Raw genomic sequence first — 15,133 nt, forward strand, 5'->3', positions numbered from 1 at the left:
CTGTGCACCCCATGACCTCTCGGGGACCACTAGGTGGTTCGACCAGCGACGCGCATCCCAGCGCGGCCTCTGCCGCGCCCGGCTCCGGACCGGTTGTGCGACGCGCTCGAACCTCGGACGTCCCCGAGATCAAACGCCTCATCGATGTCTACGCCGGCCGCATTCTGCTGGAGAAGAACCTGGTCACCCTGTACGAGTCGGTGCAGGAGTTCTGGGTGGCCGAGGTCGGTGGCCGGGTGGTCGGCTGCGGCGCGCTGCACGTGCTGTGGGCCGATCTCGGCGAGGTGCGCACCGTCGCGGTGCACCCCGACGCCAAGGGCACCGGCGTCGGCAAGCTCATCGTGCAGCGGCTCATCGCGGTGGCCAGGGAACTGGAGCTGCGCAGGCTGTTCGTGCTGACCTTCGAGGTGGAGTTCTTCAGCGGGCACGGCTTCGTGGAGATCGACGGCACCCCGGTCACGGCCGAGGTGTACGCCGAGATGTGCCGGTCCTACGACACCGGCGTCGCCGAGTTCCTCGATCTGAGTTATGTGAAGCCGAACACACTCGGCAACACCCGCATGCTGCTGACCCTCTGAAGCGCCGACCAGAAAGCGATACACCGTGCCGATCTTCGCCGTCCACTACACATACTCCGAGGCCACCGTTCCCGGTCGCGACACGCACCGGCCCGAGCACCGTGGCTGGTTGTCCGGGCTGGTCGACGCGGGCACGCTGCTGTCGAGCGGACCGTACCCGGACGGGTCGGGCGCGTTGCTGATCTTCCGTGCCGAGGACACGGCGGCACTGAAGGACCTGCTTGCGCAGGATCCCTTCGCCAGGGAAGGTCTCATCGAGGCGGTGCGCGCGGTGGAGTGGCAGCCCGTCATGGGGGCTTTCTCCGCCTGATCGAACGAAGCGAGCCCCGCACCCTGTCCGGGGTGCGGGGCTCTTCGTCACATGTCCCGGCACGCGGGGCTCGGCGGTACGCCTATCGGGCGTCCTGGGGCGCCGTGCCTCGGGTCTTGATCAGGCTGGCGACGGTGGCAACGACCAGCACGCCGATGATGACGCCCAGCGAGACCGGGGTCGAGATCTCCGGCACGCTGACGTGCTCGCCGCCGTTGACGAACGGCAGCGTGTTCTCGTGCAGCGCGTGCAGCACCAGCTTGACGCCGATGAACGCCAGGATCGCGGCCAGGCCGTAGGACAGGTACACCAGCCGGTCCAGCAGGCCGCCGATCAGGAAGTACAGCTGGCGCAGGCCCATGAGCGCGAACGCGTTGGCGGTGAACACCAGGTACGGCTCCTCGGTGAGGCCGTAGATCGCGGGGATGGAATCCAGCGCGAACAGCAGGTCCGCGAAGCCGATGGCGAGCAACGCGAGCAGCAGCGGGGTCACCACCCAGCGGCCGCCGACCCGGGTGACGAGCTTGTCGCCGTCGTACTCGTCGGTGGTCGGCAGCACCCGCTTGGCCAGCGCGACGATGCGGCTGTCGCGCTTCTCCTCGGCCTCCACCTCGTGCCCGCTCTCGCGCAGCAGCTTGACGGCGGTGTAGATCAGGAAAGCGCCGAACAGGTAGAACACCCAGCTGAACGCACTGATCGCGGCGGCGCCGACCGCGATGAACGCACCACGCATGGCCAGCGCGAGCACGATGCCGATGAGCAGCACCTTCTGCTGGTAGATCCGTGGCACGGCGAAGGTGGTCATGATGATCAGGAAGACGAACAGGTTGTCCACCGAGAGCGCCTTCTCGGTGACGAAACCGGCGTAGTACTCCCCGCCGAAGGTCGAGCCCCACCGCCAGGCGACGAACCCGCCGAAGGCCAAGGCGATGCTGATGTAGACCGCCGACCAGAAGGCCGATTCGCGGAAGGTCGGTTCGTGCGGGGTGCGCACGTGGGCGAAGAAGTCGAAGACGAACAAGCCGAGGATCACCGCGATGGTGATCCCCCATTCGAGTGCGGTCACCTGCATGCTGCGGCCCGATCGGAGGCGGTAGTCATGACGGCCATCATGCCCGATTTGTCCGTTCTTGTCGGCTAGCGGGTTGGTTGCCGACCATCCTGTCACACTCCGGAGAGCCGCCTGTCGGGCACAAGAACACACGTCGGACGCATGAAAGGCCATGTCTAGGTGATTGCGAGCACATTGCGGCATGGCAGAAATCGGACATACCGACCGGGTACGGAAAACCGGTGTCCCCGGGCGGATTCGGGTGTTAGCTTCGAAGAAGACGAATACCGCTCTCGAAAGAGCACCGGGGGAACCACTTCCCCACCCACGAACCGAAAGGCCTCGGCGATGACCGCGCGGATCCGGCAGCAGCGACAGTGGTCGCTCGACGCCGCCGCGCGCCCGAACGCCCCGCGCTCCACTCACCTACTCGATCACCGCTGGACGCGCGTCCGGAGCGGTCCCTGAGTTCTCGACGTTCGAGAACCTCTCGCACGGGGTCATTCCGCGGCAACTGCCAGGAATGACCCCTTTCCGTCTGCGGACGTAGCTCAACTGGTAGAGCACCGGTCTCCAAAACCGAAGGTCGGGGGTTCGACTCCCTCCGTCCGCGCCGTACAACGAAACAGCGGTCCGGCAGCATGCCCGAGCGGACGAAGGGACCGGTCGTCACCCGGGCGCGCACACCACGGAGGCGCGAATCCTCCTGCTGTCGAGAACTTTCGGCCGCCAGACCGTAGTCCCTCGTAGCCCAACTGGCAGAGGCGCCGGCATTAGGAGCCGGGAGTTGCGAGTTCGAATCTCGCCGAGGGAACGAGTTCGCGCGCAAGCGCGGACGAGCGTTTGTAGCTCAGTGGGAAAGAGCGCCCGTCTACGAAGCGGGAGGTCGGAGGTTCGAGTCCTCCCAAGCGCGCCGATGACGTGCGACGTCGAGCATGGCGGATGCGCCGCAATCTCGCGGGCCGGTTCGGGGCCCGAATATTCGCGTGCGGCAGGTGCTCAGGCGTGTCACAGTCGATGACTGTGACCGAGGACTACCGCACCCTGAACAGGGCCAACTGGGACCAGCGTGCGCCCATGCATGCCGCGTCGCCGGGCTATCGGGTGGCGCGGTTCCTCGCCGAACCGGACTTCCTGAGCGCGACAGTGCGTTTCGATCTGCCGCTGCTCGGCGACCTGCGTGGTCTGCGCGGCGTGCACTTGCAGTGTCACATCGGCACCGACACGATCTCGCTGGCCCGCCTCGGCGCTCGCATGACCGGCCTCGACTTCAGTCCCGCGTCGCTGGCGCAGGCTCGATCGCTGGCACGTCAGGCGGACGCCGAGGTGGATTTCGTCGAAGCCGATGTGTACGACGCGGTCTCGGCGCTCGGCGCGGAACGGTTCGACCTGGTGTTCACCGGAATCGGCGCGCTGTGCTGGCTGCCGAGCGTCGACCGCTGGGCACGGACCGTGGCCGAGCTGCTGCGCCCCGGCGGGCGGCTGTTCCTGCGCGAAGCCCACCCGATGCTGTGGGCGCTCGACGAAGACGTCACCGACCGATTGACCCTCGGCTACTCGTATTTCGAAACGCCCGAGCCGATGGTGTTCTCCAACGAGTCCACCTACGTCGAGATCGACGGCCGTCTCGACCCGACCATCACCCACGAGTGGAACCACGGCCTCGGCGAGATCGTCTCGGCGCTGCTGGCCACCGGCCTCACCCTCACCGGGCTGACCGAACACCGCAGCGTCCCGTGGAATGCCCTGCCGGGCAGGATGACCTGCGACGAGCACGACGAGTGGCGGCTGATCGAGCATCCCGAGCGCGTCCCGCTCAGCTACACCCTGCAAGCCCGCAAGGAGTGACGGCCACCACTCGAGACTGTATCCGCAGCATGCTGGCCGACCGGGGCCGCACGGACCTCGCGTATGTTCGGTGTGGTCATGGTGACTCTGCTCTTGGCGCTGACCGGCTTCGCCTTTCTCGATTCGCTCGATCTGCTGCTCGTCGGCGTCACGGTGGCGATCGTGTACGACAGCAAGCTCGCGCGGCGGTCACCATTGCCCGGCGGTCTGAGTTTCGTCGCGGGCGTGTTCGCGATGACCACCACGTTCGGGATCTGCGCCGTGCTCGGCATCAACTGGCTCACCTCGCTGATCGGCTTCGAGCTGACGCCGACCATCCGCTACTGGGGCGAACTGGCGGTGGGCCTGGTGCTGCTGCTGTTCTCCGTGCTGCCTTCCGGCGCGCGCCGTGACCCGCCCGCGTGGGCGACCAAAGCTCGGCGACGGCCCTGGGTGCTGGCGCTGGTCGGCGTCGCGATCGGCTTCGCGCAGGCGCCGACGGCGGTGCCGTATCTCGCGGGTCTGGCCATGCTGTCGGCGCACGACCCGCTACCGACGCTGTGGCCGCTGATCATCATCGCCTACTGCGCGGTCGCGCTGCTGCCGCCGCTGCTGATTCTCGCCCTGTCCGTCCGCGGCACCGCGCGAGCCCGCCGCGTGTATCGAACGATCGTCCGCGTCCTGACCGAATACGGTCCACTCTCGGTGCGAATCATCTTCGGGCTCTTGGGCGCGGCCCTGATCGCCGACGCGATCGTCCACTACACACACCTGTGGTGACCGGTAGACGCGGCCGGCTTGGAGTCCGTCTCCGGATCGCGCACGACCGGGGCGGAGGTACGTCTACTCGTCGGCGTCGTCCGGCTCCGGTCCGCCGCCGCGGACAGACCACAGCAGCCCCTCCAGCTCGTCGGGCTTGACGAGCACGTCACGGGCCTTGGACCCTTCGCTGGGACCGACGACGCCGCGAGTCTCCATGAGGTCCATCAGGCGGCCCGCCTTGGCGAAACCGACGCGCAGCTTGCGTTGCAGCATGGAGGTGGAGCCGAACTGGGACGTGACGACCAGCTCGATGGCCTGGAGTAGCACGTCGAGGTCGTCGCCGATATCGGGGTCGACGTCTTTCTTCTCCCCGGCCTTGGCCGCGGTGATGCCCTCCTGGTACTCGGGTTCGGCCTGGTTCTTGGCGAAGTCGACGACGGCGTGGATTTCCTCGTCGCTGATGAACGCGCCCTGCAAGCGGGTGGGCTTGCCCGCGCCCATGGGCAGGAACAGGCCGTCGCCCATGCCTATCAGCTTCTCGGCGCCCGGCTGGTCGAGGATGACCCGGGAGTCGGTGAGCGAAGAGGTCGCGAACGCCAGGCGGGACGGCACGTTGGTCTTGATCAGACCGGTGACCACGTCCACCGACGGACGCTGTGTCGCCAGCACCAGGTGGATGCCCGCGGCGCGGGCCTTCTGGGTGATGCGGACGATCGCGTCCTCCACGTCGCGCGGCGCCGTCATCATCAGGTCGGCGAGCTCGTCGACGATGGCGAGGATGTAGGGGTAGGGCCGGTAGACCCGCTCGCTGCCCAGCGGCGCGGTGATCGCACCGGACTTCACCTTCTTGTTGAAGTCGTCGATGTGGCGCACCTTGTTGGCCTGCATGTCCTGGTAGCGCTGCTCCATCTCCTCCACCAGCCAGGCCAGCGCGGCGGCGGCCTTCTTCGGCTGGGTGATGATGGGCGTGATCAGGTGCGGAATGCCCTCGTACGGGGTGAGTTCGACCATCTTGGGGTCGATCAGGATCATCCTGACCTCCTCCGGCGTGGCGCGTTGCAGCAGCGAGACCAGCATCGAGTTGACGAAGCTGGACTTACCTGATCCGGTGGAACCCGCAACGAGCAGATGAGGCATCTTCGCCAAGTTCGCGGAGACGAATTCACCCTCGATGTTCTTGCCGAGACCGATCACCAACGGGTGGTGGTCGTTTCGGGTGGACGGAGCTTTCAGCACGTCGGCCAGCCGCACCAGTTCACGGTCGGCGTTGGGCACCTCGATGCCGACGGCGGACTTGCCCGGGATCGGGGCGAGCAGCCGGACGTTCTCGGTGGCGACGGCGTAGGCGATGTTGCGCGCCAGCGCGGTGATCTTCTCGACCTTCACGCCCGGACCGAGTTCCACCTCGTACCGGGTGACCGTCGGGCCGCGCACGAATCCGGTGACCGCCGCGTCGATCTTGAACTGCACGAGCACCTCGGTGATCGCCTCGATCATCGATTCGTTGGCGGCGCTGCGCTTCTTGGGCGGTTCACCGTCGGTGAGCAGCGTCAGTGGCGGCAGCGAGTAATCGCCCTCGATCACCCGGTCGGCGACGAACTCGGGTTCCTTCGGCGGCGGCGGGGTTTGATCCTGTGCCTTCGGCGCCGGGCGTTTCTTGGGCTTGGGCGGTTCCGGCGGCGGTTCCGCGGCGATGGGCTTGGCGTCGCGCAGCGGCGGCTCGCCCAGCGATTCGGTGACCGCGTCGGATCCGGCGAACTCGTCGGGCGGATAGTTCTCGGCCGGGGTGCGGCCGCGGCGCCGGGAGGCGGTGCGGTGCACGGGGAAACCGTCGGCGTCGTAGTTGGCGGGGTCGTAGTCGCGTTCCGGCTCGAGATCGCCGTACTCGTCGCCGCCCGCCGCGGTGCCGAAGTATTCGCGCAGCCGCTGCGGGACCTCCCTGACTGTGGTCCCGGTCAGCAGCAGCACGCCGAAGACGATGGCGAGCAAAAGGATCGGCACGGCCAGCCAGGCGGTGAGCCCGCTCGCCAGCGGCCCGCCGATCACGTAGCCGACGAAACCGGCGGCGCGCGAACGGCCGTGCGCGTCGGTGGGCGCGCCCGCGGCGAGATGCCAGATGCCCAGCAGCGGCAGACCGACCAGCAATCCGCCCAGCACCAATCGCGGCCGGATCTCGGGGTGCGGCTCGGTGCGCATGAGGGTGATCGCGATGCCGGTCGCGACGAAGGGCAGTGCGGCCGAGGCGGACCCGGACACCGCCCGGATCGCTTCTTCCACCCAGTGCCCGATCGGGCCGCCCGCCGAGAGCCACACTGCGGCCGCGATGACGCCGCTCAGCGCGATCAGCGCGAGCGCGACCCCGTCGCGGCGGTGACCGTGTTCGATCTCGCCCGCCCGGCTGAGCGTGCGGGTGGTGGCGCCGAGCCCACGGGCCAGCATGTTCCAGCCGCTGGTGATGCCGCGGCTGATGACGGCCAGCGGCGCGGTGTCGGACGTGCGGCGCACGGGTCTACGGGCCGGTGTAGCGCGCCCGCGCGGTGCGGAACCACCCCGGGGTGTGGTGGAACGAGATCGCGCCGTGGTGGTCCTCCCCCGGGCCGATCCCGCCCGCGCACGAGGTGTCGTGGTGCTGCGGGACTTACCTGCCATGGACCCAGGCTAGCCGCAAACGCCCCATCCAGACCATCCGCAACACCCGTATCGCCCGCCTCGAGCGCGGCGGATCACAGTCGAAGGCCCCGCTCGAGCGGTGGACAGGGGTCGGTTCAGAAGGAGCGGTCGAGTTCCAGCACCGCGCGCACGGCATCCTCGTCGCCCGCGGTCTCGATGCGGACCTTGTCGCGGCCGAAGGCGTGCAGCAGGAGTTCGGAAGGCTTACCGGTGAGCGTCACCGCGGCGCCCTGCGCCGACTTCGCCTCCGCCCGGCGGCCGTCGGGCGTCGCCAGCACCACCGGCACCGGCGAATCACGGTAGGCCATCTTGCCGACCCGTCGCACCTGGTTCCACAGCTGGGACTCGTCGGCGTCGGAGAGTTCGCGCGGCTGCCAGTCCAATCCGGCGCGGCGCACATCCTCGTGGTGCACGAACATCTCGCTCAGGTTGACCAGCGCGTCCACCGGCTTCAGCGGCGACCACCAGGGCGGGCCGGTCCGCACCAGGTCGAGCAGTTCGGGAAACGGCTTGCGCGCCACGCGGTCCTGCACCGATTCGAGGTAGCCGGCGAACGGTTTCAGCAGGATGCCCGGCGCGGCGTCGGGGCGGCGTTCCCGAACGATCAAGTGCGCCGCCAGATCTCGCACGGTCCACGCGCCGCAGAGGGTCGGCGCATCCGGACCGGCCGACGACATCGCGGCCACCAGCGCTTGACGTTCCCGTTGTGCCATGCTCACGTGCCAACCCTATCGAATACCGGGCGGTCGCCATGATGACCGGCCGGTGGTCCGGACCCGCGCAATTCCGAAAAGGAAAGCCCGGACTGGATTCCCGAATGGTTGCTCGGTAGCTTGTCACTGGTCCATAGGGTCGTGGACCTATCAGTTCGAAGGGATTCACCTTGAAGAAGTTCTTCACCGCTGCCGCGGTCATCGTGGCAACGGTCGGTTCGATGCTGGCCACCTCGGCACCGGCGCAGGCCGGATACGGCTACTACGGCGCGATCGCCGTGTCGAGCGACGGTAGCTACGGCATCGCCAACAACTACGGAAGCTACAGCGCCGCCGAGGACGCCGCGATCGACGTCTGCGGCTACGGCTGCTCCACCCTGGTCTCCTGGACCAACGGCTGCGGCGTGCTCGCCAGCTCCGACACGCGCTGGAGCGCGTCGGCGCGGCCCAGCTACTCCGAGGCCCGCGCCGCGGCGCTGAGCCGCCTCTCCGGCGGCTGGGTCGTCGACTGGCGCTGCACCTCGGGCTACTCGCTGTAAATCCGACACCGTCGCGTCGTCCGCTCCGAGACCGCGACACCACTTCACCAGGGGAAAATCGTGAAACACCGCTCCATTCGGGCCGCGGTCGCCGTGCTGCTGACCGCCTCGGCGTTCGCGCTCGGCGCGTGCAGCTCCACCAGTGACTCCTCGAGCACGGGCACCAGCACCTCGCCCGCAGGCAAGTTCGAGGAAGGCAAGAACGAGGACAAGGCCGTCGACGGCAAGGCGCCCGCCACCACCACGGCGCCGAACCTGCCCAAGCCGGCCGCTTCGCTGCTCAACGAGCGCATCAACCGCGCCTTCGATCCCTCGGTGAGCGCCGAGGAGAAGATCAGCTGGATCCAGGACGCCGAGCGCGATCCGCAGCTGGTCGACAAGCTGGTCGACGCGGCCAAGCGCAACAAGGTGACCGTCCAGATCACCAATGTGCAGGAGCCGAAGGACGGCAAGCTGAAGGCCGACGCGAAGGTCACCATCGACGGGCAGCCGGTGGAGAACGCGTTCGTCGAGTTCGTCGCCGAAGGCAGCGACTGGAAGGTCTCCCACCAGTTCACCTGCAACATCGTGCGCTCGGCGAAGCTGGACTCGGCGGCCTGCCAGGCTCAGTAGCAGAAAAGCGAAAAGCGCCGGAAGGCAATGCCTTCCGGCGCTTTTCGCGTTTCGGATCAGACGCCGATGACAGTCGGCACGATCATCGGACGGCGGCGGTAGGTCTCGGCGACCCAGCGTCCGACCACCCGGCGCACGCCCTGGGCGATGCGGTGGATGTCGGTGACGCCCTCGCCCGCCAACCGCAGCAGCTCGGCCTCGACGAGTTCGGCGGCGTCGGCCAGCGCGGTCGGGTCGTCGGAGAAGCCGCGCCCGCTCAGCTCCGGTGTGCTCACGGCCTTGCCGGTGGTCTCATCGATGGCGACGGTGATGGAGATGAACCCGCCCTCGCCGAGCACCAGGCGGTCCGACAGCGTGGACTCGCCGACATCGCCGACGGACAGGCCGTCCACGTAGACGTGGCCGACCGGCACCCGGCCGACGATGGACGCGATACCGTCCACCAGGTCGACCACCACGCCGTCCTCGGCGAGCACCACCCGGTCCTCGGGGACGCCGGTGGCCACCGCGAGCGCGGCGTTGGCCCGCAGGTGCCGCCATTCGCCGTGCACCGGCATGGCATTGGTGGGTCGCACCGCGTTGTACAGGTACAGCAGCTCGCCCGCGGAGGCGTGGCCGGAGACGTGCACCTTGGCGTTCTGCTGGGTGATGACCGTCGCGCCCAGCCTGGCCAGCCCGTTGACCACGGCGAACACCGAGTTCTCGTTGCCGGGGATCAGCGAGGAGGCCAGCACCACCAGATCGTCGGCGCGGATGTGGATCTGCCGGTGATCGCCGCGCGCCATCCGGGACAGCGCCGAGAGCGGCTCGCCCTGCGAACCGGTCGAGATCAGCACCAGGCGGTCGCCGGGCAGGGTCGCGGCGACATCGAGGTCGACAACGACGCCGTCGGGCACCGTCAGATAGCCCAGATCCTGGGCGATCTGCATGTTGCGGACCATCGAGCGACCGACGAAACAGATACGGCGGCCGTACTTCTGGGCCACGTCGACGACCTGCTGGATGCGGTGCACGTGGCTGGCGAAGGACGCCACGATGACCCGGTTGCGCGCCTTGCCGATCACGTTGTCCAGCACGCCGCCGATCTCGCGTTCCGGCGTGACGAACCCGGGAACCTCGGCGTTGGTGGAGTCCACCAGGAACAGATCGACGCCCTCGTCGCCGAGCCGGGAGAAACCGGCCAGGTCGGTGAGCCGTCCGTCCAGCGGCAGCTGGTCCAGCTTGATGTCGCCGGTGTGCAGCGCGACGCCCGCCGGGGTGCGGATGGCGACCGCGATCGCGTCCGGGATCGAGTGGTTGACCGCGAAGTACTCGCACTCGAACGGACCGTGGATGGTGGTCTCGCCCTCGACGACCTCCATGAGCTTGGGGTGCAGCCGGTGCTCGCGGCACTTCGCGGCGACCAGCGCGAGGGTGAACTTGGCGCCGATGACCGGGATGTCACCGCGCATGCGCAGCAGGAACGGCACCGCGCCGATGTGGTCCTCGTGACCGTGGGTGAGCACGATCGCGACGACGTCGTCCATCCGGTCCTCGATGGGCCGGAAGTCGGGCAGGATCAGGTCGACGCCGGGCTGCTGATCCTCGGGGAAGAGCACGCCGCAGTCGACGATGAGCAGCTTGCCGTCGTATTCGAAAACGGTCATGTTGCGGCCGATTTCGCCGATGCCGCCCAGCGCGAAGACGCGCAGACCGTTCTTGGGCAGCTTCGGCGGGGCGCCGAGCCGGTCCTGCGCCGCCACCACGGGCGGCTTGGCGGGCGGCTGTTCGCCGCGACCGCGACCTTGCCGACCGCGGCCGGAGCGGCGGCCCTGACCGTTCTGCCGCGCGGGTTCGGGCTGCTGAGCCTGAGCCTTCTTGGTGCGGTCCGACTTTCGTGCGGACTCCGCGCGGGGGGACTCGGCGACCTCGGGCTGCTGGACCTTTTCGGGCCGAGCCGCGACCTCGGGCTGCGCGGTGGTGACCTCGGGCTGCGCAGGGGCTTCCCGCTGCGCGGCGACCTCGGGCTGCGCCGCGACCGGTTCGGCGGCGGGCTTTTCGGTGCGTTCCCGTTCGACGGGAGCGGGTTCGGGAGCGCCCGCGGGACGGGACGCGGAGCGGCGGGGGCGGCGCGGAGTGGTCATTTCGACACCTCCTGTCGGATGACGGATGCGCCTACGGCTAGATCACTGCGGTCGCTCATCCCAGGACCCCCGCAGCCTGCAGGTCCTCGGCGAGCCGGTTCAGCGCGTCGGCGCTCGGCATCAGCTGCGGCAACCGCGGCTCGCCGACGTCGACGCCGAGCAGGCGCAGCCCACCCTTGGTCATCGCGACGCCGCCCAGGCGCGCCATCGCGTGGTTCAACGGGACGAGTCGAGCGTTGATGTCACGGGCTCGCGCCACGTCTCCCGCCTGATAGGCGTCGACCAGCTCGCGCAGGCGCTCGGGCACGAGATGGCCGATGACGCTGATGAATCCGACGGCGCCGATGGACAACCAGGGCAGGTTCAGGCTGTCGTCACCGGAGTACCAGGCCAGCCCGGTGCTGGCGATGAGGTCGGCGCCCGCGTTCAGGTCGCCTTTGGCGTCCTTGACCGCGACGATGCGCGGATGCTCGGCGAGCTTGCGAATCGTGTCGGGGCCGATCGGGATGATGGAGCGCGGCGGAATGTCGTAGAGGGTGACCGGCAGATCGGTGGCATCGGCGACCGCGGTGAAGTGCGCGATCAGGCCCTCCTGCGACGGGCGCGAGTAGTAGGGCGTCACCACGAGCAGACCGTGCGCGCCCGCCCGCTGCGCGTTGCGCGCGAGTTCGATGGAGTGGGCGGTGTCGTAGGTGCCCGCACCCGCGATCACGGTGGCGCGATCGCCCACGGCGTCGACGACGGCGTGCAGCAGGTCGAACTTCTCCGACTCGGTGGTGGTCGGCGACTCACCGGTGGTACCGGAGATCGCGAGCAGATCGACGCCGCGGTCGACGAGACGGGCCGCCAGCGCGACCCCGGCATCGACATCCAGCTTGCCGTCGGCACTGAAGGGGGTCACCATCGCGACACCTACCGTGCCGGACGCGCGCAGCTCCGTTGGCGTCGATTCACCGTTCGTCATGGTCAGAAAGGCTACCCGGTCCCCGGAGCACCCTCGACACCCTGACCGGCGATCCGGCTGCCCGGCCGGGTGATTCACCTCCCACCGACGCCGCGAAGACATCAATCTTTTCCTTGAATGACGCCAAAAACGACGTCATAATGGTGTCATGGATTTGAACAAGTACACCGCTCAGCTGCGCGAGAACCTCGTGGCGGCAGCAGCGCTCGGCGACGAGAAGACCCAGGCCACCGCCGCCGCCTTGGCCGCGGCGACCGAATCCTCGGCCCGGCTCGTGCTGCTCGCGGCCCTCTCCGAGCTGGCCGCCGAGGTCAGCGCGGAACTGGCCGACCGCACCGTGCGCGTCTCGGTGGACGGCACCGACGCCACGGTGGACGTGCGCAGGAACGCCGGCGAGGAGCACCCGACCATCGAGGACATGACCGGCGACATCAGCCGGGTCACGCTGCGCCTCGTCGAGCAGATGAAGGCGAAGGCCGAGGAGGCGGCCGCGGCCAACGGGGTCTCGCTGAACTCGTGGTTGTCCAACGCGGTGTCCGGTGCGCTGCGCGACCAGATGCGGGGCCACGGACCCAAGCGCGACATCTGACACCGGCCGCCGCACCCGATCCGGCCTGCTACATCCGGGCGACTACAGCAGCGCCGCCAGATCGCCGCGTTCACCGATCACGACATCGTCGAGTTCGAGCCAGTCCGCCATCTCACGCAGGGCCGTGCGCAGCGCCGCCGCGGTCTCCGCGTCGCAGCGGCCCGGTTCGGCGAACGCGCCGGGCACCAGCAGCCGCCCGTGCGCGCGTTCGGCGCGCAGGTCGACGCGGCCCACCAGCTCCCCGTCCTTCAGGAAGGGGAAGACGTAGTAGCCGTGCACCCGCTTGTGCTCGGGGGTGTAGATCTCGATGCGGTAGTGGAAGTCGAAGATCCGCTCGGTGCGCGGCCGGAAGAAGACCAGCGGATCGAACGGGCACAGCAGCGCGACGCCCTCGACGCGCCGCGGCGTGGCCGCCTCGGACCACAGGTAGGCGGGTTTGCCCCACCCGGCGACCTCGATCTCTTCGAGTTCGCCCGCGTCCACCAGCGCCGCGATCGCGGGCTCGGTCTGGGCACGGTGCAGCCGGTAGTAATCGCGCAGGTCGGTCTCGGTGCCGATGCCGAGCGCGGTGGCTGCGTGGCGGACCAGTTCCACCAAGGCGTCCGCTTCGGAGACGTTGCGCGCCAACACTTCCGGCGGGATCACCCGCTCGGCGAGGTCGTAGTGCCGGGTGAAGCCGACGCGCTTGTCGACGGAGAGCTCGCCCGCGGCGAAGAGCTGTTCGCAGATCATCTTGGTGTCGCTGAGGTTCCACCAGGAACCCTTGGGCCGCGGCTTGTCCAGCTCGAGATGCCGTTCCACCTCACCGGCGGTCGCGGCGCCCACGTCGCGGATCACGTCCAGGATGTCCTTGCCCAGCGTCGGATTCCGTTCCAGCACCTTACGCATCCCCGACCAGCGGCCGTGCTGGTACTGCACCATCCGCCAGCGCATCAGCGGCCAGTCCTCTACCGGGATGAGCGCGGCCTCGTGCGCCCAGTATTCGACCAGCCGCCGCGGACGCTTCGGGCTGTGACTCCAGGCGAACTCGTCGAGCAGCGCGCGATCGTAGCCGCCGATCCTGCTGAACACCGGGGCGTAGTGCGCGCGCACCACCGCCGACACCGAATCGAGTTGCAGCAGTTGTGTTCTGGCGAGCATGTCGGCCACCGTGCGCCGGGTGACGGTCGCCGGGCGCCGCCTGCCGAACCCCTGCGCGGCCAGGGCCGTCCGCCGCGCGGCCGCCGCACTCATCTTCCGCATACCCGAACAATGCCACGGGGGTCCGACACGAATCGGACGGCATGTTCCCGCGCCGGGCTCGTCCGCAGGTCCGGACCCCGCGACGCACTGTGTCGAGCGTCACACATCGTCCGGTCACAGCGGGGCCGAGCGGTGTGTCGAAACAGGTGTCAGCAGCGAAGGGAGTGGCGCACCGCGTCACACCCACGATTCCGAGGGAGCAACATCGTGCCCACCGTCGACGTTCTCGATTCGTTCATCTCCTACACCGACACCGGTACCGGCGCGGGTTCCGTGCCCGTGGTGTTCCTGCACGGCAACCCGACCTCGTCGTACCTGTGGCGCAACGTGATTCCGCACGTCGCCGATCAGGCCAGGGCGCTGGCCCCCGATCTCATCGGCATGGGAGCGTCGGGCAAGCCCGACATCGACTACCGCTTCGTCGACCACGCCCGCTACCTGGACGCCTGGTTCGACGCGCTCGGCCTGGACGAGGTGGTCCTGGTCGGCCACGACTGGGGCGGCGCGCTCGGCATGGACTGGGCCGCCCGGCACCCGGGCCGGGTGCGCGGCATCGCGCTGATCGAGACCTTCTTGCGGCCGCTCGAATGGGAGGAGATGCCGCCGCTCGGCGCCGAGCTGTTCCGCAAGTTCCGCAGCGCCGAGGGCGAACGAATGGTGTTGGAGGAGAACATGTTCATCGAGTTCAATCTGCCGAACGGCGTCGCGAACCTGTCGCAGCAGGACCACGACGTCTATCGCGCGCCCTACCCCACGCCCGCCACGCGCAAGCCGCTGCTGGCGTGGCCGAGGGAGATCCCGCTGGGCGGCGAGCCCGCCGACGTGGTCGCCACCATGCACAACTACGGCCGATACCTGGCCGAGACGCCGGGTATCCCGACGCTGATCATGGCGCTGGAGAACGGCGTCGGCCTCGGCTCGCCCGAGACGGCGCGCTGGGCCGCAACCACTTTCGCCGACACCGAGCTGGTGTCGATCCCGCCCGCCGGGCACCACGCGCCGGAGGATCGGCCGGACGAGATCGGCGCGGCGGTGTCGGAATGGCTGCGCAGGCGCGCGCTGGTTCCGGCCGTCGCGCGGGCCTGAATCCCTGTCGTCCGTGGCGTCGTTCGGGGCGACCGAGCCGGGCCGTCGGCCCGGTCGCCCCGCGCCG

General features: G+C 68.8%; 14 protein-coding genes and 3 tRNA genes. 11 read left to right on the top strand and 6 right to left on the bottom strand.

The window, feature by feature from the left end; genetic code table 11:
• The first annotated feature begins 11 nt into the window (after positions 1–11).
• Together AC3EO7_RS17770 and AC3EO7_RS17775 are read left to right on the top strand one after the other, a co-directional pair.
• Positions 12–578 carry an amino-acid N-acetyltransferase gene (locus AC3EO7_RS17770; RefSeq protein WP_431969183.1) on the top strand — a complete coding sequence of 189 codons (567 nt, stop codon included), beginning with the start codon at positions 12–14 and terminating at the stop codon, positions 576–578.
• 25 nt (positions 579–603) lie between these two features.
• Positions 604–888: a YciI family protein gene (locus AC3EO7_RS17775; protein WP_435591794.1), complete on the top strand. Its 285-nt coding sequence runs from the start codon at positions 604–606 to the stop codon at positions 886–888.
• Between the two features lie 82 nt (positions 889–970).
• Here AC3EO7_RS17775 and AC3EO7_RS17780 read toward each other — a convergent pair whose 3' ends face one another.
• The gene (locus AC3EO7_RS17780) at positions 971–1,960 is read right to left on the bottom strand and encodes a TerC family protein (protein WP_431969187.1); all 990 of its coding nucleotides are present in this window, start codon (positions 1,958–1,960) and stop codon (positions 971–973) included.
• A gap of 519 nt (positions 1,961–2,479) precedes the next feature.
• Here AC3EO7_RS17780 and AC3EO7_RS17785 point away from each other — a divergent pair.
• The 5 genes from AC3EO7_RS17785 to AC3EO7_RS17805 all read left to right on the top strand — a co-directional run bounded on the left by AC3EO7_RS17785 (position 2,480) and on the right by AC3EO7_RS17805 (position 4,546).
• Positions 2,480–2,552: transfer RNA gene (locus AC3EO7_RS17785), tRNA-Trp, on the top strand.
• A 127-nt stretch (positions 2,553–2,679) separates the two neighbouring features.
• A tRNA-Leu gene (locus AC3EO7_RS17790) sits at positions 2,680–2,753 on the top strand.
• Positions 2,754–2,778: 25 nt separating this feature from the next.
• Positions 2,779–2,852: transfer RNA gene (locus AC3EO7_RS17795), tRNA-Arg, on the top strand.
• A 110-nt stretch (positions 2,853–2,962) separates the two neighbouring features.
• On the top strand, positions 2,963–3,787 hold the full coding sequence (locus AC3EO7_RS17800) for a class I SAM-dependent methyltransferase (RefSeq protein ID WP_435591884.1): 825 nt from the start codon (positions 2,963–2,965) through the stop codon (positions 3,785–3,787).
• Positions 3,788–3,865: 78 nt separating this feature from the next.
• Positions 3,866–4,546, top strand: coding sequence for a GAP family protein (locus AC3EO7_RS17805; RefSeq protein WP_431969189.1), 681 nt, complete (start codon positions 3,866–3,868; stop codon positions 4,544–4,546).
• Between the two features lie 63 nt (positions 4,547–4,609).
• Here the strand turns inward: AC3EO7_RS17805 and AC3EO7_RS17810 are convergent, their stop codons facing one another.
• Both AC3EO7_RS17810 and AC3EO7_RS17815 read right to left on the bottom strand, forming a co-directional pair.
• Positions 4,610–7,177, bottom strand: a complete 2,568-nt coding sequence (locus AC3EO7_RS17810) for a DNA translocase FtsK (protein ID WP_431969191.1) — start codon at positions 7,175–7,177, stop codon at positions 4,610–4,612.
• 116 nt (positions 7,178–7,293) lie between these two features.
• Positions 7,294–7,917 (bottom strand): TIGR03085 family metal-binding protein, encoded by a 624-nt coding sequence (locus AC3EO7_RS17815; RefSeq protein WP_435591795.1) that lies wholly within the window; start codon positions 7,915–7,917, stop codon positions 7,294–7,296.
• 164 nt (positions 7,918–8,081) lie between these two features.
• Between AC3EO7_RS17815 and AC3EO7_RS17820 the strand changes: the two genes are divergently transcribed.
• Together AC3EO7_RS17820 and AC3EO7_RS17825 are read left to right on the top strand one after the other, a co-directional pair.
• Entirely contained in the window at positions 8,082–8,450 is a 369-nt protein-coding gene (locus AC3EO7_RS17820) for a DUF4189 domain-containing protein (RefSeq protein WP_084501663.1), read from the top strand.
• A 60-nt stretch (positions 8,451–8,510) separates the two neighbouring features.
• Positions 8,511–9,062, top strand: a complete 552-nt coding sequence (locus AC3EO7_RS17825) for a WKL family lipoprotein (RefSeq protein WP_431969195.1) — start codon at positions 8,511–8,513, stop codon at positions 9,060–9,062.
• Between the two features lie 56 nt (positions 9,063–9,118).
• Here the strand turns inward: AC3EO7_RS17825 and AC3EO7_RS17830 are convergent, their stop codons facing one another.
• Both AC3EO7_RS17830 and dapA read right to left on the bottom strand, forming a co-directional pair.
• Complete coding sequence (locus tag AC3EO7_RS17830) at positions 9,119–11,185, bottom strand: ribonuclease J (RefSeq protein WP_435591796.1); 2,067 nt, start codon at positions 11,183–11,185, stop codon at positions 9,119–9,121.
• Between the two features lie 55 nt (positions 11,186–11,240).
• Positions 11,241–12,149 (bottom strand): 4-hydroxy-tetrahydrodipicolinate synthase, encoded by a 909-nt coding sequence (gene dapA / locus AC3EO7_RS17835; protein ID WP_431969199.1) that lies wholly within the window; start codon positions 12,147–12,149, stop codon positions 11,241–11,243.
• 148 nt (positions 12,150–12,297) lie between these two features.
• Between dapA and AC3EO7_RS17840 the strand changes: the two genes are divergently transcribed.
• Positions 12,298–12,738 carry a toxin-antitoxin system HicB family antitoxin gene (locus AC3EO7_RS17840; RefSeq protein ID WP_431969201.1) on the top strand — a complete coding sequence of 147 codons (441 nt, stop codon included), beginning with the start codon at positions 12,298–12,300 and terminating at the stop codon, positions 12,736–12,738.
• A gap of 42 nt (positions 12,739–12,780) precedes the next feature.
• On the opposite strand, the gene AC3EO7_RS17845 is transcribed toward AC3EO7_RS17840, so the two are convergent.
• Positions 12,781–13,980: a winged helix-turn-helix domain-containing protein gene (locus tag AC3EO7_RS17845; RefSeq protein ID WP_435591797.1), complete on the bottom strand. Its 1,200-nt coding sequence runs from the start codon at positions 13,978–13,980 to the stop codon at positions 12,781–12,783.
• A 207-nt stretch (positions 13,981–14,187) separates the two neighbouring features.
• On the opposite strand from AC3EO7_RS17845, the gene AC3EO7_RS17850 reads away from it, so the two are divergent.
• Complete coding sequence (locus AC3EO7_RS17850) at positions 14,188–15,066, top strand: haloalkane dehalogenase (protein ID WP_435591798.1); 879 nt, start codon at positions 14,188–14,190, stop codon at positions 15,064–15,066.
• Positions 15,067–15,133 lie beyond the last annotated feature (67 nt).

Source organism: Nocardia sp. bgisy118 (assembly GCF_057708605.1).

What these genes read in the sequence shown, in the direction of transcription:
- AC3EO7_RS17805 (WP_431969189.1), top strand. Translation starts at nt 3,866, where the DNA reads ATGGTGACTCTGCTCTTGGCGCTGACCGGCTTCGCCTTTCTCGATTCG.
- AC3EO7_RS17830 (WP_435591796.1), bottom strand. Translation starts at nt 11,185, where the DNA reads ATGACCACTCCGCGCCGCCCCCGCCGCTCCGCGTCCCGTCCCGCGGGC.
- AC3EO7_RS17840 (WP_431969201.1), top strand. Translation starts at nt 12,298, where the DNA reads ATGGATTTGAACAAGTACACCGCTCAGCTGCGCGAGAACCTCGTGGCG.
- AC3EO7_RS17780 (WP_431969187.1), bottom strand. Translation starts at nt 1,960, where the DNA reads ATGCAGGTGACCGCACTCGAATGGGGGATCACCATCGCGGTGATCCTC.
- dapA (WP_431969199.1), bottom strand. Translation starts at nt 12,149, where the DNA reads ATGACGAACGGTGAATCGACGCCAACGGAGCTGCGCGCGTCCGGCACG.
- AC3EO7_RS17810 (WP_431969191.1), bottom strand. Translation starts at nt 7,177, where the DNA reads ATGGCAGGTAAGTCCCGCAGCACCACGACACCTCGTGCGCGGGCGGGA.
- AC3EO7_RS17845 (WP_435591797.1), bottom strand. Translation starts at nt 13,980, where the DNA reads ATGCGGAAGATGAGTGCGGCGGCCGCGCGGCGGACGGCCCTGGCCGCG.
- AC3EO7_RS17770 (WP_431969183.1), top strand. Translation starts at nt 12, where the DNA reads ATGACCTCTCGGGGACCACTAGGTGGTTCGACCAGCGACGCGCATCCC.